The sequence below is a fragment of the Parabacteroides sp. 20_3 genome, from assembly GCF_964238835.1.
GTDB lineage: Bacteria > Bacteroidota > Bacteroidia > Bacteroidales > Tannerellaceae > Parabacteroides > Parabacteroides distasonis.
Map to the genome: position 1 here is coordinate 247370 of NZ_CAXSNO010000008.1, position 23822 is coordinate 271191.

The following is a 23822-nucleotide window of genomic DNA, read 5'->3' on the forward strand; positions in this document are numbered from 1 at the left end:
CAATTCTCAATTCTCAATTATTTACTGGTAGTCTTCTCCGGTTTCCCAAGCCTCCGCATCATTATATAATGCTTTTAGATGGTTCACCCAGATCTGACGAACAGCGTCGTAATCGCCTAAGCCTATGATCTTACAGTTCTCTAAACTTCCGTTATGGCTTTCTTTCGTGTCAATCTTGAAGCCCATCTTCAAAAGTTTTAGTCTCCAGCAAGCGTCGGCGTTAGGAGCGGCAGCGCTGAAATCATCACCCTCCTCGATACCCCAAAGGTCATTATGCGCATGGTCTCCGGCGATAGACATGAACGGAGCTAAGGAGATCGTGATCTCTTCCGGTTTTAAGTTATGATCCTCGCAGTATTTGGTAAGTTTGGAGTAGACACATTCCTCATTTGGTTCGCCTTCTTCCGGCCAGAACAACATATCTCCGTAATCAACGGTACCTACGAATACATTCTTGTTAGCGGCCAAGGCTTGCATAGCCTCTTCTGTTTCCGTGTATTTCGTATTTGCGTTATAGTTTTTATCCGGGTTACCATGTCCCATTAATAAAAGGATGTTCTTGTTATCAGCCAATTTATCACTGTAGTGGCTGTATAGGACTTTCGCTACGGCTTCCACATCATCCTCGTCGTATACCAAACAAGGGCTTTTTACGACTTGAACACTCGGGAAAGACTCGATCATGAATTTCTTCTTCACGTCCGTATTCATCAAGCTTAGGTATTCCTCACCCGGGATGATGTGTAAGGACTGTACCGCTACCTTCTTGTAACCGGCATTTCCTAGAGCTTGTAACCAAAGGTCCGGTTGGTAACGTGCGATACCGGTCTCTGCCTCTACACGATTCACGCAAGTACGGGAGGTAAATGACAAATAGATGTCCGCATCGGGAAATGCGTTCTGGAAATCGGCCAATGTTGCGTCGTAAGTCTTGATAGACTCCTTGAATGTGCTACCGAATGTACACAACAAGATCGCCGTGTCATGTTTCTTACTTGTCTTTACGACTTCTTCCGCCGGGTTTGCGGTATTGTCGTCGTCTCCATCATCACAGGAGGTAAAAACTGCGCTTGAGGCAAATAGACTCGCCGCAAGCAAAAGGTACTTAAATTTGTTCATCGCATTTAACTTTTAAGATTGTTTATAGTTTATGTTTATTCTGAAATTTCACGATAAAGGAGGCGTACCAAGTCCGTCCGGGAGACGTAGTTCCACGATGGCGTCCGAACGGGGTACGATCCACATAATCGAAGATATTATCGATACCGACATTGATATCTAGGTTCCATTTTTTCTTTTTCAATACGTTATGACGGGTATTCAATCGCCATAGCTGATAACTTTTTCCATCACCGTCCGTGATATAAAAGCGGGTGGATTGGTATCGGCCGAACAAGGTGACATCCAATTTATACTTTTTCCACGCATGGTTCCATGCTAGTTTCCAATTGGCATTATGGAATGAGGTTCCGTTGATCGGGGTGTAGAGCATATAATTCGGGTCGGCTGGATCATCCGTATATTGCGCTTTGGCATCCGTATAGCTATAGCCTCCACCAATAGCCAAGGAAGATAGGATTTGATAGGTGAGCGATATATCTCCCCCGAAAGAGCGGGCTTTGGATAAGTTCTTGTGTTGCATGCTGGCCTCGATCTCATCCAATCGGTCTTCGGCGCTTGTCGGGATCTCGGTCAAGGCGATCATGTTCTTGATACGGTTGTAGAATCCTGTTACCGTGATCTGCAGGTTCGACGCATGATATTCTACGCTCGCCGAATAATAATTGGACTTTTGCGGTTTTAAATCCTTATTACCATAATAATGTTTCCACGGGCCGCCGCCGATCTGCGTGATATAATCATCGTGCAACTCCTTTAAGGTAGGAGCCTTAAATCCATTTGAGTATGTGGCTCGGATATTGAAGTCGCCTAGTTTGTACATGGCGGAGACTTTAGGGGTAAACGTAGCCCCGAACTCTTGGTGCACGACGAAGCGCCCACCTACCGTCACATTCAACCGATCCGTCGGATTCCATTCGTCTTGTACATAAGCGGAAGCCGTAAATACGGAGGCTTTCCCGTTCTCGATACGCCGGGGAGATTTCAAATGATCGTATTGATATTCGAGTCCGGCGCTTAGGATATTGTTTTCCCCGAGGTGGAATACGCTTTTGGCTTGTCCTAGGAAACGTTGTTGAGAGGTTTCCAGAATATGTTCCCCCGGATAACGGGTAATACGTAAACCCGTCTCCGGATCGAAGAAGTTCGTGACATCTTTATGATGGTAATTATAGAAATAGCTATAGTTACCATACGTTAGATCTACCGAAAGGAAGTTCTGCCCTCCCAATGCGTATTTAGCTCCTCCGGCTACATCGAAGTTCCGGTAGAATTGATCATAGGTATAATACTTGAATGCGCCGTGCGGACGATAATTCCATTTCTGGTAAAAAGAGCCATCGGCCGAAAGGCTCAGCCGGTCGTTCACTTTGTAGGTTAAGTTCTCCCTTAGCGTAAAGTTCGTGGATCGGTTTACGGTTCGTGTCACGGTTCCATCCATTACCTCGTGATGGTCCCATTCTTGGGTCGTATTTTGCCAGCCGTCCGTATGGGTCGTACTAAGTGAGGTGTTGGAATTCATTCTCTTATGCCCAAAGCCGATTTGTACGCTTTCCAATATATCTCCATATGATCCGACACGAGTCGTATTCGATAGGCTCACTTTATCCCGGTTCTTTTTCGTGATAATATTGATAACACCGGCGATAGCGTCCGAGCCATACAGGGAAGAGGCGGCACCTTTTACGATCTCGATACGTTCGATATTGGCGGGGTTGATAATACTCAAGTCGTTTTGTCCGCCGGTATCTCCGTTGATCCGTTTGCCATTGATAAGGATCAAGATGTAATCGTTGCCTAATCCGTTCATCTGGATGCCACTACCCATGTCGCTCGGATTAAAGGTGATGGAAGCGTTCAGCCCTTCCAGAATATCTTGCATACTGCGTCCTTGGTAACTGTCAAGGGCTTTGCCAGTGATTACCTCTGTTTGCACAGGGGCGTCTTTCAGATAGTGTTCGGTACCCGTACCGGTGACCACGACCTCGTTCAATAGCACGGAAAGTTCCTTCGGATCTTTCAATATGCTTTGGGCGCATACGGATTGTACGCATGCCACCAGAATAGCGAATGCTAAAAGCCTCATATAGTGTTTTATTTATACACGAAATAAAACAACAAGCCTCTATCTGGTTATGTCTCAAAAAATAAATTGAATCGTTTTTTGTATGACACATACTTCTATCCTGGAAGCTTGATGTTATTGTAAGACTTTAGCAGGTATTCTGGCTCTCCTCTGGTTAGAAACCTTCCCATTCCAATTCTGGAACAGTGGCTTTTGAACTTCTAACCAACTTAATGAGGATTACAGCTGCAGGAACAGCTCCGGATTCACACCGGATTCCCTCTCACCAAACTATGTGATAGCTTGGTTACTAAAATCGTGGGCAAAGGTAGGTCTTTTTAATTAAATAATACAGACATTGAGAAAATATTTCCATTTTCTTATTTACTTCATGCCTCTCGCTTTATAGATACGCTCCTTAGCCTCATTGATCTTTTGGAGTTTCTCATTGGCGGCCTTGCGGATATCTTCACCAAGGTTGGCTACTTTGTCCGGATGATGTTTGATAGCCATGCGGCGGTAAGCGGCACGCACCTCATCGTCCGTAGCCGTGGGTTCTATCTCTAATACTTTATAGGCGTTATCTAGGGAGTTTTCCTGAAGATTTAACATGGATTCAACTTCCTTTTCAGACATTCCCATCGCTATGGCTACCTCTTTTAAAGCGTTGATCTCGGTGGCGCAAACATTACCGTCGCTCTTAGCGATCTCGGCGAGGAACGCCAGCAGTTGCAGCCGCTCCTCATAACTTAGGTTGTATGCGATCTGGGTTCCGCATTCCCGGATGGTATTCTTGAATCCTATGCTATTCTCTTGCTCCATGCGTTTGGCTTGGTCGAAAAGCTTTAGCAATATCTCTTCACCTTGGCCTACGGCGATCTCGCCGAAGTTCCTTCGGAGGAATTGACGGACATATTCCATCTCGCTGTGCATGATTTTCCCATCGGCACGGATGATATAGGAGGCCATTACCAACATGGAGAAAAGGAAACTGTTACGCTCCCCGGCGTATGGGTCTCTTCGTGTATATTGATCATCGTAATTGGTTCTGCCACCGAAGGGCTGTCCCGTCATGTTTGCCTCTTCCTCAAAGAAAGAGCCTAATATAATACCGGCTAAAGCGCCCAGTGGTCCGAATGCCATAAACCCCAAGACACCGCCTATCCATTTTCCGATACCCATATTCTTCTTTGTTTTATTTGTCGTTAATCAATGGTGCGATATTCGCTATTCTCTAAACGCATCTCCGGCTGTTGCAATTTCTGGTATTCATCATTGTTCAATTTTGATACCGCAAATTCGCTCTATTTCAAAAATATATTCTTTGGGTGTTGTGAACAATACAGCTTCCATTCCAATCGCCTTTGCACCCAACACATTCACCATTCTGTCATCCGTAAACAAACATTCCGACGGTTTAAGGCCATATTTGTCACGAAGGCGAAGATAAATTTCCTTTTCTGGCTTGATGAAGTGTTCCTCACATGATATTACCATACCGTCAAGTAACCGGAATATGTCGAATTTCTCCATGACCCGGTAGATTGTGTCGCTCCAGTTCGTCAACCCATATAGTTTGAATCCAGATTGCTTTAACTTTTTTAGAAGTACACGCATACCTTCAATCTCTCCTGTTATCTCTTCTAGATAATTATCTTTGAAAAACGTGAAGGCATCACTATATTCAGGATACCTTTTTATCGCTCCGTCAATCATTTTATCAAACGGGATTATTCCACGGTCGCACATGTTTATAAATTTCGGATCTGATAGAATTTTGTGAAAACCGATTAGTGACACTTCATCATCCCCGAAATGTCGTTCAAGCAAGGGTTGCAAATCGTGATTTACGAGGACCTTGCCAAAATCAAAAATGAGGTTTTTAATCATTATCTTCGATATTTTTAATTACACGGCAAGGATTGCCGACAGCTATGGAATTGGCAGGAATATCTTTCACGACAACACTGCCTGCTCCGATGACAGAGTTTTTACCGATGGTCACACCCGGAAGGATTGTAGAGCCGCCTCCTATCCATACACCATCTTCTATAAGGACAGGTCGGGCAATTGTGTCGCAGATGGACGCTCCGGGATGTGTCCTTTCCGGCATCCTTTCCGCAAGGTGAACGGAATGAGTTGCGGTATATATTTTCACATCGGGGGCTATCATCACGTTGTTACCGATAATGATATTGTTATTATCGAGGAACGTACAGTTCATGTTCACGATCACCTTGTTCCCGAAATAGATGTTTTTCCCATACTCGCATCGGAAGTCTATGTCGATGTAAACATCCTTGCCGATACTTCCGAACATCTGCCGATAGATGCGCTGCTTTGCCTCATTGTCGGCATAATCCGTTTCTCTGAGTTGGTGTAGTAGCCTTTTGTTACGGACAGTCATTTCCGTTATTTCGGGCGATGAGCCGTCGAAAGGCTCCTCATCCATACATTTTTGATATTCAGTTTTCATGTGTTCAATTCATCTCATTGTAGAGTCTTATTCTTTATTTGAGCCAATTATTACGACAAGGTAACGCAAGCAAGAATAGGCAGCTTCAAATTGATATGCCTTCAAGCATACGCAAAGTTACACAAAATAGCTGAGAACACGAACAAACGAAATGTATAAAAACTGTACTTGCCTGTTGACTCTACAAAAAGTAAGGCTTTTTCATTTAACATCTCATTTAAGTGGAGCTTCTTGTAAATTTTAGCATGCGCTATTGTTTTCGGTGGAAGGATTCAGGAAAACACGTACGACCTTTCCAGAAAACACGTACGACTTTTTTCAAAAACATGTATGTGTTTTCGCAGAAAGATTATCCTGTTTTTTTAATTTTGATTTTTAATGCTTTATGCATAAGCTTCTCTTGTGAGCTTATTGTACGGAATTTTACTTGGGATCCGTGTATTCCGTATATTCCGGCCTGGCTGAAGTGGATAGTTAAATAAAAAATACTATCTTTGCCCCCGAATCGGTTCCGCATATACCATTCGGGTATGTGGATTAAAAGGGAATCGGGTGTGAATCCCGGACAGTCCCGCTGCTGTGAAGCTCCGAAGAACATCTTGAAACAACACTATCGCCACTGGTTCTAGCGACCGGGAAGGCCTCAAGATGGGAGTCAGTCAGAAGACCTGCCATTCATTAAAGGCTGTTTTTGCTCGAGGGATTAGGAAAGCAGTACGAAAAGAATAAGAATCAATAGTTAATGATTTATGGAGAATTTATGTCCTCGTGGCGACATGATCCGTAAAGTGCTTGTTGCGAATCGAGGTGAGATCGCTATCCGTGTGATGCGCTCATGTAAGGAGATGGGGATTCGCACTGTTGCCGTATATTCGGAGACCGATCGTACCGCTCGGCATGTAATGTATGCGGATGAGGCAGCCTTGATAGGCCCGGCGGCTTCCAAGGAAAGTTATTTGAATATAGACAATCTGATCGCTGCGGCGAAACGGCACCATGCCGATGCGATACATCCCGGTTATGGTTTCTTGTCGGAGAACGCGGACTTCGCACGCTGTTGTAAGCAAGAAGGATTGATATTTATCGGCCCGTCAGCGGAGACGATGGAAGCGATGGGAGATAAGATCGCCGCACGCAAACGCATGATCGCCGCAGAGGTTCCTGTGGTTCCCGGTACGGAGCAACCGTTGCAAAGTGCGGAAGAAGCGCTTCGGGTTTGCGAAGAAATTGGTTTCCCTGTTATGCTGAAAGCTTCTATGGGAGGTGGAGGAAAAGGGATGCGCCTGATACATGAGAAGGGCGAGGTTGTCGAGGCTTATCATACGGCTCGTTCAGAATCGTTGTCCTCATTTGGTGATGATACGGTATATATAGAGAAATTCGTAGAGGAGCCGCATCATATAGAATTCCAGATATTGGGAGATAACCATGGTAATGTCATTCATCTATTTGACCGGGAATGTTCGGTTCAACGTCGTAACCAGAAAATAGTAGAGGAAAGCCCGTCTCCATTCCTAACAGCGGACTTACGTAAAGAAATGGGGGAAAAGGCTGTGGCTGCGGCTAAAGCGGTTCATTATTCCGGAGCGGGAACGATAGAGTTCCTTGTAGATAAGGACCGCCATTTTTATTTTTTGGAAATGAATACCCGGCTACAAGTAGAGCATCCTATCACGGAAGAAGTGGTAGGGGTGGATTTGGTAAAGGAACAAATCCGTATCGCCAATAATGAGGTTTTGCATCTTCGTCAAGAAGATCTTTTCCAACGAGGACATGCCATCGAGTGCCGGATCTGTGCGGAGGATACGGAAAATAATTTCATGCCTTCCCCGGGTATTATCCGGCAATTAACGGAACCGAATGGTATCGGGGTACGTATCGATAGCTATGTATATGAAGGGTATGAGATTCCGGTCTATTATGACCCTATGATCGGTAAATTAATCGTATGGGCAACGACACGTGCGTATGCGATCGAGCGTATGCGCCGGGTTCTATATGAATATAAAATCACGGGCTTAAAGACGAACCTCAGTTATTTGAAACGTATCATGCATAATCCTGATTTCGTGAAAGGGGAATATAATACATTATTTATCGCTAAGAATGCCCGGATGCTACAACGGTCTAACGGTAATAACGAGGAAATCGAGAATATCGCCATGATCGCCGCTTATATGGATTATTTGATGAATTTAGAGGAAAATACTTCTACCCAATTGGTGGATACACGTCCTATCAGCCGTTGGCGGGAGTTTGGTTTACAAAAAGGTGTCTTACGGATTTAACGGGTATTGGTTATGGAAATACATATCGGAAATCGTGTGGCCGATGTGACATTGGTCAGTAAAGAAGGGAATAAAGTCCGGCTTTCTATCGACGGGAAGCCGTATGATGTGGATATCGTGATGACGGAGAACGGCAGTTGTTCTGTCTTGCACGATGGGAACTCATTTAACGCGGAGATCATCTCCGGAGAAGATCATCGGAGTTATGACGTGAATATGTTCTACCGTTCCTATCATGTGGATATCGTAGATACCCAAAAGAAATATTTGCGTATGCGTAAAAGTGCGGAAGAGAAGCAAGATGACAAGATTGTCGCCCCGATGCCGGGTAAAGTCGTGAAAATACCTGTGCGGAAAGGAGATCGCTTGGAAACGGGGGATACCGTGGTCGTACTTGAGGCGATGAAGATGCAGAGTAACTATAAGGTAAGCTCAGCATGCGTGGTAAAAGATATATTGGTATCCGAGGGAGATTCCGTTGATAACAATCAAGTGCTTATGACTTTAGACCTATTAAAAGATGATTCATATGAATAACGAGCAATTATATAAAGATTTTGAGGCTTTGAATAAAGAGGCCTCGTTGGGAGGAGGATTGAATCGCATTGAGAAACAACATGCTTGCGGGCGTATGACCGCCCGTGAACGAATCGAGATGCTGTTGGATAAAGGGACTTTCAATGAGCTGGATAAATTCGTGGTGCATCGGTGTACAAACTTCGGGATGGATAAGAATAAGATTCCCGGTGATGGAATGGTAAGTGGTTATGGAAAGATCGATGGTCGTTTGGTATTTGTTTACGCTTATGATTTTACCGCATACGGTGGGACCTTGAGTGCCACGAATGCCGCTAAGATCGTGAAAGTGCAACAATTAGCCTTAAAGAACGGAGCGCCGATCATCGCCTTGAATGACTCGGGGGGTGCCCGGATTCAAGAAGGGGTGAATAGCTTGGCTGGTTATGCTTCTATCTTTTACCAAAATACGATGGCCTCGGGAGTCGTTCCCCAATTATCGGCTATTTTGGGGCCTTGTGCGGGGGGCGCTTGTTATTCCCCGGCTTTGACCGATTTTATTTTTATGGTCAAAGAGCAAAGTCATATGTTTATCACGGGGCCGGATGTCGTAAAGGCGGTGACTCACGAGGTGATCGATAAGGAAGAGCTGGGCGGGGCGCAGGTACATAGCGGAAAAAGCGGGGTCGCACATTTTGTGTGTGATACGGAAGAGGAGACTTTGATGAGTATCCGGGAACTTCTGAGTTTCCTGCCTTCTAATAATATGGAAGACGCTCCAGTTATAGCTTGTGCTGACGATGTGCGTCGGGTAGAAGAGTCGTTGCAGCATGTGATTCCGGAAGATCCTAATGTCCCTTATGACATCAAGGATATTATAGAGCCGATAGTGGATAATCATTACTTTTTCGAGGTTATGCCTCATTTCGCTCGCAATATTGTAGTGGGATTCGCTCGTTTGGGAGGCCGTACCATAGGTATCGTAGGGAACCAACCTGCCTTTTTAGCGGGAGTCTTGGATATCGATGCTTCTGATAAGGCCGCACGTTTCATTCGCTTCTGCGATTGCTTCAATATTCCATTGATCACGTTCGAGGATGTGCCGGGCTTCTTGCCGGGCTGTACGCAAGAACATGCGGGAATTATACGCCACGGGGCAAAAATTGTCTACGCTTATGCGGAGGCCACGGTTCCCAAAATCACGTTGATTACCCGGAAGGCTTACGGGGGAGCCTATATCGTAATGGCAAGTAAGCCTACCGGTGCCGATATAAACTTGGCATATCCGATGGCTGAGATTGCGGTGATGGGGGCTGAAGGTGCCGTGAATATATTATACCGGAAAGCCAACGATGAGGAGAAGAAACAAGCAATTCGTGAATACACCGAGAAATTCTCAAATCCTTACCGGGCAGCCGAGCAAGGATTTATAGATGAAGTCATACAACCTAGAGACACACGTTTTAAATTGATTCAGGCGTTGGAAATGGCGAAAAATAAGAGCCAGAGTAATCCTCCTAAAAAACATGGAAATATTCCCTTGTAGTAATTATTATTTAAGGAAAATCAAAGCCTCTTCCTGTCGGGAGGATAGCTTAGAGGTTAAAAGATCCCGGTTCAATTGTTTTGTCCCGGGATTTTTTTATTTGGATAATAAAAGTAAACAAAAAAGCGAAAAGATATGATATATACGGAAAACATGCTATCTTTGTTCCCGAATCGGTTCCGCATATACCATTCGGGTATGTGGATTAAAAGGGAATCGGGTGTAAATCCCGGACAGTCCCGCTGCTGTGAAGCTCCGAAGAACATCTTGAAACAACACTATCGCCACTGGTTCTAGCGACCGGGAAGGCTTCAAGATGGGAGTCAGTCAGAAGACCTGCCATTCATTAAAGGCTGTTTTTGCTCGAGGGATTAGGAAAGCAGTACGAAAAGATAAGCAATATCTTAAAAGGAACAAAGACGTATGAAAAGGATCTGTTCGCACTGTCGTGCGACATTTGAATGGCCGGTAACCCTTTTGCCGGAAGAGGAAAGTTTGTCTAAATTATCAGCATAAGAAATAGAAAATATATTAGTAAATGTTGTTAGAATGGATGCCAGATTAAACTGGGATACTAAATGTTCAATATGTGTATCTCTGCCGAAGTGATTCGCCAGAGGTACTTTTTTATCTTAAATTAATATATACATGAATAGATATGGAATGGATTAATGAATTGTTATGGGGAGAAGGGGTAGGGCATTCTATCCTTTTGTTATCCGTTGTGATCGCTCTGGGGATCCAGCTTGGTAAACTGAAGCTATTCGGTATCTCTTTAGGGATTACCATGGTACTGTTTGTCGGGATCTTTCTCGGGCATTTCGGTTTTACGGCGAATCCGTCGGTCGTTCATTTTTTTAGAGAGTTTGGTTTGATCTTATTTGTTTACTCGGTAGGTATGCAAGTAGGCCCCGGATTTTTCTCTTCGTTTCGAAAGGGAGGGATCACGTTGAATATGCTTGCTTGCGGTATTGTTTTTCTAGGGGTGATTACTGCCTTGATTATACATTATATTACAGGCATTCCTATACCGACAATGGTAGGTATCTTATCCGGAGCAGTGACGAATACACCGGGATTGGGCGCTGCTCAACAGGCTTATTCAGATATGACGGGGATCTCGGATGAAACGATCGCTTTAGGATATGCGGTTGCCTATCCGTTAGGTGTGATCGGCATTATCTTGTCGATGATTTTTATCCGTTATGTTTTCCGTATCTCTTTTGCGAAGGAGACGGAACAATTGGAAGAAGAGACGGATACGGAATCGGGAGGAGAGGCTGTACCTATCTCTTTGGTGGTGAAGAATCCGGCGATTTTTGGTCGTAGCGTAAGTGAGCTATCTAAATTGTTGGAACACCGTGAATTTGTTATTTCCCGTATTTTACGTAACGATACGAATCGGATAGAGATCGTGGCGGGGAACACGGTATTGAATGGGGATGATAAGATTTTTGTTATTACCGCAGAGCATGACGTGGAGGCGATAAAGACTTTTATCGGTCAAGAAATACAGATGGATCGTAAGCAATGGATTCCGGCGGAAAGCCAGTTTATCAGCCGGCGTATTTTGGTTACCCGGTCTGAAATCAACGGTAAGCAATTAGGGGCTTTGCAGTTACGCCGTTTACATGGAATTAACGTGACTCGGATCAATCGTGCGGGGCTGGAGTTGGTAGCTACTCCTAATCTGGTCTTGCAAATAGGCGACCGGGTGACAGTGGTCGGTAGTGAATTGGCGGTGGAGAAAGTTGCCGAGACGCTGGGTAATTCAATGAAACGCTTGAATGAACCTAATTTGGTGACTATTTTTGTTGGTATAGTTTTGGGTATTATCGTGGGAAGTCTTCCTATTAGTTTTCCGGGTATTCCTCAACCGGTGAAATTAGGATTAGCGGGAGGTCCGTTGATCGTTGCGATATTGATAAGCCGGTTCGGTTATCGTTATAAATTGGTTACTTATACCACGCAAAGTTCTAATTTACTATTGAGGGAATTAGGAATCACGTTGTTTCTCGCCTGCGTGGGATTGAGTGCGGGTGAAGGTTTTGTCGATACGATAGTCAATAAGGGTGGTGTAGCTTGGATCGGTTATGGTTTTATAATAACGTTATTGCCTCTACTGATTATCGGTTGTGTGGGAAGGTATTTTTATAAACTGAATTATTTTACGTTGATGGGATTGATTGCGGGAAGTACGACCGATCCTCCTGCGTTAGCCTATTCCAATATGGCGGCAGGAAATGATGCGCCGGCGGTTGGATATGCGACGGTTTATCCATTGACCATGTTTTTGCGTGTGTTGACCGCACAGTTAATGATATTATTCTTTTATACATAGAATAAATATTTTGTTGTTAGTAATGTTTAGAAAAGTGTAAACTCCCTAGCCTTCCGCCGAAGTGATTCGCCGGGGGGCTTTTTTGTTGCTAATCAAAAAGTAAACATGTATCTTTGCGGCCAATCAAGGTGTAGATGTTATCGATTCCGATAATAATCAGTAAAAGGGAATCCGGTGCGAGTCCGGAGCTGTACCCGTAGCTGTAAGTCCTTGGAGCCCCGGCAAATCTTGTTGCCACTGCCTATCGGATAGGCGGGAAGGTAGCCGACAGAGGGTGGACGAGCCAGAAAACCTGCCATGATTTTGTTATGCGACGTTTCGGGTGAAGACGTTGGTAAATCTAAATGTTGCTATGCGAGATTTATATCTTATAAGATGCCTATGCGTTTTTAGCGCATGGTTATTCTCTTTGGGTGTCGCTTACGGTCAACAGATCGATACGACGGCCTATCACGAGCTTTCCGGGGTGGAAGTGGTGGAGAAGGTACGTCCGTCGGTCACCCGTGAAGGTACGCCTTTGCAAATTATGGACCGGGCGGGAATCGATCGCTTGGGAGTACAAGACCTATCCGAGGCCGTGAAACGCTTCTCGGGAGTTACGGTACAGGATTATGGGGGGATCGGAGGATTGAAAACGGTCTCGGTACGTAGCTTGGGGGCGAAGCATACCGCCGTCAGTTACGATGGGGTGACGATTACGGACGCGCAAAGCGGGCAAGTCGATATCAGCCGTTTCTCGTTGGATAATGTGGAGATGGTTTCCTTGTCAATCGGGCAGTCGGATGACATTTTCCAAACGGCAAGGGTGTATGCTTCGGCAGGCGCCTTGAATATACAAACCGGAAAGCCCACGTTTAAAGACAAATCGTTTCATACTTATCTTAAGGTTAAGGGAGGTTCCTTCGGGCTTTTTAATCCTGTGCTGCATTATGATCAAAAATTAGGAAAGCGTTGGAGCGCATCCTTACATGGTGATTTCGTGCGTGCGGATGGACAATATCCCTATACATTAATTAATGGGGAATTGGAAACGAGAGAGAAGCGAAGAAATAGCGATATCCATTCTTTCCATTTGGAAGGTAATCTATTCGGCGATTTTGGAAGGGGAGGCGAACTTTCCTTTAAGGCGTACTATTTTGATTCGGAGCGGGGGCTTCCCGGTTCTGTTAATTTATATAACAAGAACACTTCTGAACGATTATGGGATAATAACTTTTTCGTGCAATCGGGGTATAAGAATGTTCTTAATGAGAAATTTACGCTACGGGCCATGGCTAAGTATAATTATGCTTTTACTCGTTATTTAGATATAAATGATAAATATGCTGCGGGCGAACAAGTCGATTTGAATACACAGAATGAGTATTATGGCTCTGTAGGTTTGCTGTATACTCCTATAAAGTATGTATCGGCGACGTTGACTACGGATTTAACTCGCTCTATGCTGGACAATAATTTTGTGAACGGCCCTAATCCAAAGCGAATGGCCTCTCAATCAGTACTAGCGGTGCAATATAAGAACAGTCGATTCACGGCTACCGCTAGTTTATTGGGAACATATATCACTGATAAAGTGGAGCAAGGGGAAAAACCGGATGATAAGAGGCGTTTATCCCCGGCTGTAAGTTTGTCTTGGCGGCCATTCTCGGAAAGTACTTTGCGGATACGTGCCTCTTACAAAGATATATTCCGGGTTCCTACATTTACGGACTTGTATTACCTCCGTATGGGAAATACAAATTTGAAACCGGAAGAAACTTCCCAATATAATGTAGGGGTAACATGGAGTTCTTCCTGTGGGGATTGGCTGCGGCATTTCAGTATTTCGGCGGATGGATATTATAATACGGTGAAAGATAAGATCGTGGCTTTACCTACCATGTATGTTTGGAAGATGATGAATATGGGCGAAGTGGATATTAAAGGGGTAGATGTAAATTTATCTACACAATTCCGATTGCCCTTACGAATGAGCTTGCTTTTGGCTTCCACTTATTCTTTTCAATACGCGGTTGATGTGACAGATCCGGAAGCTAAGAATTATAAGGATCAGATTCCTTATACACCTCGTCATTCTGGCACGGTTTCCGTAACCTTGGAAAATCCATGGGTAAATGTCTCTTATATACTGACTGCGGTTGGTGATCGTTATGCATTGCCGCAAAATATAGATCGGAACAGGATTGATTCTTATATAGAACAGAGTATTTCTATAAATCGAGATTTTCGTTTTCGATATTTCGGTTTGCGTTTGCAAGGTGAATTGTTAAATCTTGCGAACGTGAATTATGATGTTATTCAGTATTATCCCATGCCGGGCCGTTCTTGGCGTTTAAGTATTTGTTTATCCTATTAGTAAACTATAAAAGTAAAGTAATGAAAAAGAAGAATTTAGTTTGTGTCTCTGCCTTGTGTGCATTGATGTCTTTCTCGTTTGTCAGCTGTGATGATGACAATGAGCCTTCACTGAACATACCAAATGTATCTGTAACTAATGTCAGTTTTACGGATGAGAATCCGGAAGCTTTAAAAGTTAGCGGAACCTTAAATTGGACAGCTCCGTCTTCTGTTGACAATGTAACAAAGTACGTGATTTATGGTTCCTCTGATGGAACCGCTAAAGATATGAAAATTGCGGAGGTAGAAGTTGGAACACATTCATATGCTATTACGGATGTCGTAAATATAGGCTATTTATTAGTTATAGCCGCAAATGCGGAAGGTGAGTCTTCTGTTTATGCTTCCGTAAGAGTTATTGATTTTGTGAAGGATAGTTCTTTCATGGCTTTATATTTCTTGAATTCGGGCAATATGGGAAATAACAACTCTTCTTTATATATGTACGACATAGAAAAGGATGAGGTTGTCCCCGATTATTTCTTGGCTCAAAATGGCAGGGGGCTGGGAGATACGGCACAGGATATGATCGTGTATGGCGATAAGATGTATATCGCGGTATATGGAGAGTCTACGATAGAAGTGACAGATCTGAAGGCAAAATCCATTAAGCAAGTCAAGACAGAGGGGCAGCCCCGTTATATGGTATCAGAGGGTGGAAAAGTCTATATTAGCTATTATAATGGATATGTCGCTCGTTTGGATACCGCATCCTTGGAGGTTGAGGCGAAAGTAAAGGTCGGACGGAATCCGGAACAATTGGCGGTATCTTCTAATAAATTGTTTGTCTCAAACTCCGGAGGTATGGATTACAGTACCGAGGTTGGGTATGATAAAACGGTATCAGTGGTTGATCTGTCTACTTTTACAGAGATAAAGAAGTTGGATGTAGTATTGAATCCCACACGGATACAGGCGGATGAGCAAGGAAATGTATATGTGGTTTCTATGGGTAACTATGCGGATATACCCAATACGGTACAAAAGATAAATACGGAGACTTATGAGGTTACTTCCCTTACGAATTGTCCAAACGCAACGGAGATGGCCTATGAGGATGGCAAGCTATTTCTGTTCTATGCGCAATGGGGAATGTCTAGCCCTGCATTTTTAACATTTGATACAAAGAGCCAATCTGCGGGAACGAGCTTTATTACAGATGGAACCTCAATACAATCCCCTTATTCAATCAGTGCCGTGGGTGGAAATGTCTATGTCGCAGAGTCTGATTATAAGAATAATGGCGATATCTATTGTTTCGGAGGTGACGGTAAATTGTTCAAGAAGTTTGAGGCCGGTTTAAATCCCATGAAAGTAGTCCTCGCTCAAAAAGATAATATCTAATGCGATTACTGATTCTCTTAGGGTTCGCTTTCTGGATGGTGGCATGTACGCCATCCGGAAAGCAAACTTCTTCCAAGGAAGCTCTTTCCTCTGATAGTATTCAATATGCCCAAGGTTTCACGGTTCAGCGCTTTGATACCTATATAATGGTGGAAGTTCGTGATCCGTGGGATAGCACCCGTCTGCTTCAACGCTATTTATTGGTAGACCGGACAAAGTCGGTTCCCGGCGGATTACCCAAAGGGACGATCGTGAAGGTCCCGGTAAAAGATATTGTGATTTATACTTCTGTCCATGCGGCTATTATTGATCAACTGCACGAAACCGATAAGGTTATAGGCGTTTGTGAGCCTCGTTATATGGATACTCCTGCCATACAAGAGGGTATACAGGCCGGAAGAATCGCTGATTTAGGTGAGGCTACCTCTCCGAATATAGAGAAAATGATAGAGATCGGCGCGGAACTCGTGATAGCTTCCCCATTCCAGAACAGTAGTTATGGGCCTGTCGAGAAGATAGGGATACCCATTATCGAAGGAGCCGACTATATGGAGGCATTTCCTTTGGGGCGTACGGAGTGGATTCGCTTTTATGGTTTGCTATTCGGAAAGGAAGAGATGGCCGATTCTATATTTAAAGAAACAGAGCAAGCCTATTTGTCTCTAAAGGACTTAACCGCAAATATAGATAATCGTCCTACTGTTTTGTCGGAGAAAAAGTTCGGCTCTTCGTGGTATGTACCATCCGGAGATAGTTATATGGCTCATCTTATCGAGGACGCCGGAGCTGATTATATGTTTAAGGATTTACCGGGTGCCGGAAGTACCCCCTTAGCGTTTGAGACCGTGTTTGATAAAGCGATCCATGCGGATATTTGGCTTGTTAAATATAATCAGTCTTCTGAGATGACCTATAACGATTTACGCTCCGAATATACTCCTTACGAGAATTTCGACGCTTTTAAAAAAAAACGGATTTATACCTGTAATACAGGTGCAGTTCCTTATTACGAGGAATTCCCTATACATCCGGAATATCTATTGAAAGATTTAATCTGGATTTTCCATCCGGAGCTAGTATTCGGGTATTCTCCTCGTTATTTTAGAGAAATGCCCTGATTGTCTTAAAGGTTTCATATCTTTGTTGAAATGTCGTTTCTAGACAAATAAAGGTATTAGACTATGAAGATAAAAAAGGTATATGCTGATGCTTTAACTACATTAGCGAAGGGAACAGATGCCGGGATTTACAGGTTGAATCCCAAACGAGTTGAAATCGTGAGTTGTGAGCAGGATGTAAAACGTGTTCTTGCTGAATGTGAGAAGACTGGTAAATCTGTAACCTTTAAAGCTGGGGGGACTTCTTTATCCGGCCAGACTATCACAGATTCTGTATTGATGGAAATCAGTCCTGATTATGGAAAGGTTAAGATTTCAGGAGATGGGAGTTTAGCTAAATTCCCCTGTGGTATAACTGGAGAAGAGGCGAACCGGTGGCTGAGGCCTTATGGCCGCAAACTGGGTCCTAGCCCTGCCTCCATCAAATCCGCGCGTATAGGTGGGATCGTAGCGAATAACTCGAGTGGTTCTAGCTATGGTATTATCCATAACTCGTATAATACGATTCGGGATATGGAAATTATCTTCGCGGATGGAGCCTTTTTGGATACTTCTTCGTTAGCGAGTCGCAGGGATTTCATGCAAACGCATATAGGCTTATTGGAAAAGTTGATGAATTTCCGTTTGGAGATCTTGTTGAATCCGGACATGGAAGACCGGATTCTATCTAAATATGAGTTGAAGAATACCTGCGGTTATGGAATGAACTCTTTCTTGGATTATACTGATCCATACGATATACTCATGCATTTAATGGTTGGCTCGGAAGGAACCTTAGGGTTTATTTCTTCGGTTACTTTCGAGACAGTCCCGGATGAGTCTTTAAAAGCTTCCGCCTTGATTTATTTCCCCTCTTTGATGGAGGCGTGCAGAGCCATAGCCCCGTTACGCCAATGCAAAGTGTCCGCCGCCGAGTTGATGGATAGAAACGCCTTACATGCGGTAGAGGATGAACCGGGGATGCCGGAGATATTACATTCTTTACCCGAGGATGCGGTAGCGTTGCTGATCGACACGTCTTCTAATTCGGAAGAAGAACTTCAAATCCAATTCCGGGATATAGAGGAGCGGCTAGCAGATATACAGACCTTATGTCCGGTATCATTTACGACCGATCCGAAGCTTTACGCTACTTATTGGCGGGTACGAAACGGTTTATTTACTTCCGCTGCGGGAAGACGGCCACGGGGGACAGTATCTATTATTGAAGATATTGCTTTCCGGGAAGAGGTTTTAGGAGAGGCTTTGGAACAAGTGCGTGGGGTCTTGTCGGATTATGGATACGGAAATGCGGTGATGTGGGGACATTTATTGGATGGAAACGTTCATTTCACGATTTTTCCGGATATAAACGCACAGGAAGGTATCGATCATTACGCTTCTTTTATGCGTAGCCTTGTAGATGTGGTACTTTACTACGACGGTAGCTTGAAAGCGGAGCATGGCACGGGACGAAATATGGCTCCATTTGTTAAAGATGAATGGGGTGAGGAGATTTATGAGTTGATGTGGAAGATCAAAAGGCTCTTTGACCCGGAAAATATATTAAATCCGGGTGTCCTTTTAAATCGGGACCCGGATGTGTTTATAAAGAACTTAAAGCAAATACCGTTGGCGAATGAGCTGATCGATAAATGCATCGAGTGTGGTTTTTGTGAGATACAATGTCCGTCAAGGCATGTGACATTGACACCCCGGCAACGTATCGTGATCTATAGGGAATTATCGGCTTTGGCGGAACAGGGGGAAACAAACTCTAAGCGATATAAAGAACTCAAGAAAGCCTTTAACTATAAAGGAAACGCTACCTGCGCTACCGATGGCCTATGTGCTACGGCATGTCCGGTTGGCATTAATACCGGTTTATTGATCAAAGAGTTACGGTGGAAAGAGAATGGTGCCTTGGCGAATGCTATCGCTTCGGGCATCGCCGGGAATATGGGAACCGTAACGGGTATGCTTCGTCCTTTGCTTAAGCTGCCTCATGTGCTTTCAAAGCTGGTGGGGTATAACGCATTCGAGAGATTTGCCTCTTTCTTGTTTAGGGCTTCCGCTCATAAATTCCCGCTTTGGACTCGGCATACACCTTCTGGCGCATCAAAGTTCAAGGAACTGACAGGTGTAGAGAATGGGATGGAAATGGTTTATTTCCCGTCTTGTATTACCCGTACGATGGGAGCTTCAGCTGATTATGAAGATGTGGATTTTGTAAGTGTAACGGAACAAACAATCGCTTTATTGACAAGAGCGGACTTTACGATTCGTTATCCTGAGAATCTAAGTAAGCTTTGTTGCGGCATGGCTTTTAGCAGTAAAGGGTTTCGGAAGCAAGCGGCGCAGAAGGCAAAGGAATTGAATGAGGCTCTTTTACGAGCGAGCGATAACGGCCGCTTGCCTATTTTGTGTGACATGAGCCCTTGCTTGCTGCATATGAGGGAAACCTTGGATAAACGTTTACGATTATATGAACCTGTGGAGTTTATCTATGACTTTATGCGTGATCGTCTGAACTTTACTAAGTTGCCGGTTACGGTAGCGGTACACTCTACTTGTAGTACAACGAAGATGGGAGTACAAGACAAGCTGGTGGAACTGGCGGGCTTATGCGCGAACCGGGTGGTCTCTCCCGCTCAAGTTACTTGTTGCGGTTGGGCGGGCGATCGTGGTTTCTTCTATCCGGAACTAAACGCTTCCGGTCTTCATTACTTGAAACCGAACTTGCATGGGGCGACGGAAGGATATAGCAATAGCCGTACGTGCGAGATCGGTTTGACGATGAATAGTGGGATATCCTATAAATCGATCGTATATTTAGTGGAAAAGGCTACTCGTTAAAAATCAAAAACCCCGGTTTCGTACAACTGAAACCCGGGGCTTTGTAGTTTGGCATTCGAAATTATAGGGAGTTTTATTTCATAGATTTTTTTTATTCATATTATGCGTAACCGTTAAGCATTCCGTTGAAATACATCGGTTTTAAAATATATACCTTTAAGATCCAAGCAAGCCATTGCTCTTTTGATGTATCAATCATTGAGAATGGGAATGAAACGTCGGGTTTCTTTTCGTAGTCAAACTCACAAAGCAACACATGGCCGTAATCCGTGACGATCGGGCAAGCGGCATAACCGTTGTATTTCTCGGTCGGCTCTTTGCCTTCCATGAGCGCGATCAGGTTCTTGGCGGCGATAGGTACTTGCTTACGGATAGCGGCAGATGTTTTACTGGTCGGGATACCGGCTACATCACCCAGAGAAACGATGTTCTGGTATTTCTTATGTACCAAGGTCTCTTTATCGACCATTACCCATGCGTCCGCGGCCAATTTACCTTCTGTCCAACCTAATCCGGCATCACGAACGAAATCGGGAGCGGACATAGGCGGGGTGAAGTGTAAGAAATCGTAATCCTCTACGAACGGCGTTACGATCTTTTCTTCGCCTTTTGTCTCTATCTTCTCAAAATGTACTTGCTTTGCGGATGTGTCTACACCTTTTACACGTACATTCAAGTTAATAGGTATGTTACGTTCATTATATATTTCTAGCAAGCGAGGTGTGAAATACGGGATATCGTATAGTTCCTTCGATGCGGTAAAATAATTCAATTGCAGTTTGTCGCGTGTCCCTTGTTTCCTTGCGTAATGCTCGGATAATAAACAGATCTTTTTGGGGGCGCCGCCACATTTATGTTTTGTATAGGTATCGGTATAAATACCTTTGCCTCCTTTTTTCGCGAATTCTTGAAGAGCTTTCCATGTCTTTTGGGCTCCTTCGAAATCGTAAATAGAGTTTGCGTTTCCTTGTCCCAAGGTATCGTGGGTAATACCCTCTACTTTTTCCCAGTTACATTGTAATCCCGGGGTCAGTACTAAAAAGTCGTATGGAATCTTTCCGTTACTTTTGGTCGTTACTTGATTCCATACGGGATCAACCGCAGCGACCGAGTCCTTTATCCATTTTATACCGCTAGGCATACAATCCTCTTGCTTCTTCCAAACATCTTCCGGTTGGTACACACCTGAGGCGATCAGAGTGAATCCCGGTTGATAAAACTGACGATCGCTGGGGTCAATCAGAGTGATATCCGGTTCATCAAGCCAATGTTTTAATCGGGCAGCCATACTGATACCAGCGGCTCCTCCACCGATAATAACGATTTTACCTTTTGCGCTGCTTGAAAAAGCGTTTGCTTTTCCGGTATTAGCTCCCGCGATCAGTCCTGTCGCCGCTAATAACTTAAAGAAATGTCGTCTGTCGACACCTTTCTTTTCTAGCGCATCTAATTGTTTCTCCAGTTCGTGTTTCATCATGTCGAAAGAATTTAAGATTTTATTCGCCGGCAAAGGAAACACAATAAATTACGGTAGCCATGAAAATGACTACTACACGACTTGCGCAAATGATTTTTTTATTGAATAAGACTACTACAAGACTTTCTCAATCTCTTTCTATGTGCGTTTAATATGCTGTTATGTAGAATATTATATATTAAGCATATTCTAGAAAATATTTTTAGTAGTTCATTAAGAAATCGACAAGATTCGTATCCCCATCAAGGGCTAATCGCTTTCTTAAGCGGTATCTTCTTAGCTCGATAGCTCGTACGGATACATTCATTAACGACGCAATTTCCTTCGTGGAAAGGTTCATGCGGAGTAAACAACATATGCGCAAATCGCCTGCCGTTATATCTGCGTATTGCTGGCGTAAACGATCCATGAAATTCTGGTGGGCGCTATTAAAATAGGTCTCGAACTGCACCCAATCCGCTTGATCGTTCAAGGTAGATTCGATCAAGGAACGTAAACGGGTATATAACTTATTGGGATATCGGTCACCCAATGTCTCTTTCTGTTTATCCAGTTCTTCCAACAAAGCTTGGATTGCCTCGTTTCTTTTTACCAAAGCTGTTGTCTGGAGAGTAAGCTCATTGTTTTTGTTTTGCAACTCCGTTTCCAGCATCTCGCTTTTCATTTGTTGAAGCCTTTGCTGTTCGGCTTGTCGTTCAGCCTCCAACATTTCTTGTTCTTTTTTTCGCAAGTTCCTTAAATGATACCGAAGCCCTTCTTGAATGGCGAACCATATCAAAGCGACGTAGATCAAATAGGCCCATACGGTATTATACCAAGGAGGGCGCACCGTGATTTGCATCGTGATCTCGGGAAACGGACCCCGGGTTACATATTTACGTACCCTTAGCTCATAAGTTCCTTCCGGAAGTTGTAAGAAGGTAATTTTGCCGTCTTTCTGCCAAGAAGACCAATCGGCGGATACCCCTTCCAGCTTATAACTGATTTGGTGATTAGGGGTGAATACCGTTGTCCCGATGTATAGCGAGAGTTCTTGGAAGTTATGGGGCATGTTGATTCTTTGAGTATCTGGATATAAATAATGTGTACCTTCTTGATCTTGATACTCGATGCGCATAAACCGTGGCATCGTCAATCCTCCTAGGCTTCCCTCTATTAATTGGCGGGTGTTGATTAATAGGGTTCCTTGCATGGCGGATACCAAATCAAGAGAATCATTCAAGGGGATGATCCGTTTGCCGTTGGTCACCAGATTCAGATCGTAATTATCGAATAGGATCCGGCATTTTAAAGTTCCTGTACCGTTTTCCCGATGGAAGAGTCCGGCCTCATTCTGGATCGTGAGCCAATACAAATTGTCTGGAACCGGGTAAATACTTTCTGCGTTGGCGAATACGCCCAATACATCTTTATTCTTAAATAAAGTGCTTACCGATAAATGATTGTCGGCCGTATCCGGATGGATATATGAACGTCCGATCTCATCGGATATCGGGGTAAACTTATCACCAAACATCAAGCTCCGGCTGAAGTAGCCGAGATTTGTCCGGATATAGAGGCGGTTATCCTCTTTTACAGCGTCTTCCAACTTTCCGATCTGGCTTCTTTTACCTAACATGGCGATGGGAGGATTGATATCTATTTGGGAGATACCATTATCCAAGGCGACCCAGATTAAGTTATTATCCTGTACGCAGATGGAACGTACGATATTATCTTGTAACTGATTATTGATGTTGAGATGTTGAAAGATCTCCCCTTCGTCGTTGGTGATATAAATGCCGGACGTAGATGTTCCCGTGAAATTGAGACCTCCGGCGCTAGCGAAAGAAGTAGGGTGCTTTTCCTCGATTTCTTTCGGGATCGTGTAGTTCGTCTCGGGGTTATCGAAACCGACGTGCGATGGGAGCGTATCGATCGGATGGTATTCCAGATTCCCGAGTTCGTCGTATAGCCAATAGCCTAACGATGATTTGCCTTGGGTATAGATAGAATCGTTCTGGAAAGATACTTTATAAATAGGGGTTTTATCCGGTAATGGATATGTGTTCCATGTATTCCCGTCAAAAGTAACCAGACCGGAATTATTAGCTACATATAAGATGCCATGATAGGAAACCGCTAAATCCCAATTCTGGCAACTAGCCTTATAATCGTCTACGGAATAATTTTGTACGAGGATAGAGGGAGCGACCACAGACGCACGCAAGGCGAAAACCGCCAGTATAGATAATAATATGATAAAAGGTAGCCGTCTGTACATGGTCTTTAAACTATAGAGACAAGGCATAAAGCCTTGT

Annotated in this window: 15 protein-coding genes and 4 riboswitches; of the genes, 8 read left to right on the top strand and 7 right to left on the bottom strand. The window is 44.0% G+C overall.

Annotation, left to right across the window (positions count from 1 at the left end):
• Window positions 1-21 precede the first annotated feature (21 nt).
• The 5 genes from ACESPU_RS16960 to ACESPU_RS16980 all read right to left on the bottom strand — a co-directional run bounded on the left by ACESPU_RS16960 (window position 22) and on the right by ACESPU_RS16980 (window position 5660).
• The gene (locus ACESPU_RS16960; protein ID WP_008779148.1) at window positions 22-1119 is read right to left on the bottom strand and encodes a sirohydrochlorin cobaltochelatase; all 1098 of its coding nucleotides are present in this window, start codon (window positions 1117-1119) and stop codon (window positions 22-24) included.
• Window positions 1120-1141: 22 nt separating this feature from the next.
• A complete protein-coding gene (locus tag ACESPU_RS16965) occupies window positions 1142-3205 on the bottom strand; it encodes a TonB-dependent receptor plug domain-containing protein (RefSeq protein WP_373133547.1) in 2064 nt (687 codons plus the stop codon).
• Between the two features lie 111 nt (window positions 3206-3316).
• Window positions 3317-3514: riboswitch (cobalamin riboswitch) on the bottom strand.
• Window positions 3515-3568: 54 nt separating this feature from the next.
• Window positions 3569-4366 (bottom strand): TerB family tellurite resistance protein, encoded by a 798-nt coding sequence (locus ACESPU_RS16970; RefSeq protein ID WP_008779150.1) that lies wholly within the window; start codon window positions 4364-4366, stop codon window positions 3569-3571.
• 90 nt (window positions 4367-4456) lie between these two features.
• The gene (locus tag ACESPU_RS16975) at window positions 4457-5074 is read right to left on the bottom strand and encodes an HAD family phosphatase (RefSeq protein WP_008779151.1); all 618 of its coding nucleotides are present in this window, start codon (window positions 5072-5074) and stop codon (window positions 4457-4459) included.
• Entirely contained in the window at window positions 5067-5660 is a 594-nt protein-coding gene (locus ACESPU_RS16980) for a sugar O-acetyltransferase (protein WP_008777845.1), read from the bottom strand. The genes ACESPU_RS16975 and ACESPU_RS16980 overlap by 8 nt, the downstream gene beginning before the upstream one ends.
• Before the next feature lie 489 nt (window positions 5661-6149).
• A riboswitch (cobalamin riboswitch) is annotated at window positions 6150-6351 on the top strand.
• An 85-nt stretch (window positions 6352-6436) separates the two neighbouring features.
• Between ACESPU_RS16980 and accC the strand changes: the two genes are divergently transcribed.
• The 8 genes from accC (at window position 6437) to ACESPU_RS17020 (ending at window position 20045) form a co-directional block, all read left to right on the top strand.
• A complete protein-coding gene (accC, locus tag ACESPU_RS16985; protein ID WP_034526645.1) occupies window positions 6437-7948 on the top strand; it encodes an acetyl-CoA carboxylase biotin carboxylase subunit in 1512 nt (503 codons plus the stop codon).
• A gap of 12 nt (window positions 7949-7960) precedes the next feature.
• A complete protein-coding gene (locus tag ACESPU_RS16990) occupies window positions 7961-8485 on the top strand; it encodes a biotin/lipoyl-containing protein (protein WP_005859628.1) in 525 nt (174 codons plus the stop codon).
• Window positions 8478-10010 (top strand): acyl-CoA carboxylase subunit beta, encoded by a 1533-nt coding sequence (locus ACESPU_RS16995; RefSeq protein ID WP_005859626.1) that lies wholly within the window; start codon window positions 8478-8480, stop codon window positions 10008-10010. The genes ACESPU_RS16990 and ACESPU_RS16995 overlap by 8 nt, the downstream gene beginning before the upstream one ends.
• Window positions 10011-10167: 157 nt before the next feature.
• A riboswitch (cobalamin riboswitch) is annotated at window positions 10168-10369 on the top strand.
• 299 nt (window positions 10370-10668) lie between these two features.
• The gene (locus tag ACESPU_RS17000) at window positions 10669-12351 is read left to right on the top strand and encodes a putative transporter (RefSeq protein WP_005859616.1); all 1683 of its coding nucleotides are present in this window, start codon (window positions 10669-10671) and stop codon (window positions 12349-12351) included.
• Between the two features lie 109 nt (window positions 12352-12460).
• Window positions 12461-12666, top strand: a riboswitch (cobalamin riboswitch).
• A gap of 37 nt (window positions 12667-12703) precedes the next feature.
• Entirely contained in the window at window positions 12704-14707 is a 2004-nt protein-coding gene (locus ACESPU_RS17005; RefSeq protein WP_034526476.1) for a TonB-dependent siderophore receptor, read from the top strand.
• Window positions 14708-14727: 20 nt separating this feature from the next.
• Entirely contained in the window at window positions 14728-16092 is a 1365-nt protein-coding gene (locus ACESPU_RS17010) for a DUF5074 domain-containing protein (RefSeq protein ID WP_005859612.1), read from the top strand.
• The gene (locus ACESPU_RS17015; protein ID WP_005867452.1) at window positions 16092-17210 is read left to right on the top strand and encodes an ABC transporter substrate-binding protein; all 1119 of its coding nucleotides are present in this window, start codon (window positions 16092-16094) and stop codon (window positions 17208-17210) included. The genes ACESPU_RS17010 and ACESPU_RS17015 overlap by 1 nt, the downstream gene beginning before the upstream one ends.
• A 63-nt stretch (window positions 17211-17273) precedes the next feature.
• Window positions 17274-20045 carry an FAD-binding and (Fe-S)-binding domain-containing protein gene (locus ACESPU_RS17020; protein ID WP_373133548.1) on the top strand — a complete coding sequence of 924 codons (2772 nt, stop codon included), beginning with the start codon at window positions 17274-17276 and terminating at the stop codon, window positions 20043-20045.
• A 100-nt stretch (window positions 20046-20145) separates the two neighbouring features.
• Here the strand turns inward: ACESPU_RS17020 and ACESPU_RS17025 are convergent, their stop codons facing one another.
• Window positions 20146-21522 (bottom strand): NAD(P)/FAD-dependent oxidoreductase, encoded by a 1377-nt coding sequence (locus ACESPU_RS17025; protein WP_005859606.1) that lies wholly within the window; start codon window positions 21520-21522, stop codon window positions 20146-20148.
• Window positions 21523-21724: 202 nt separating this feature from the next.
• A complete protein-coding gene (locus ACESPU_RS17030) occupies window positions 21725-23785 on the bottom strand; it encodes a transcriptional regulator (RefSeq protein ID WP_373133549.1) in 2061 nt (686 codons plus the stop codon).
• Window positions 23786-23822 lie beyond the last annotated feature (37 nt).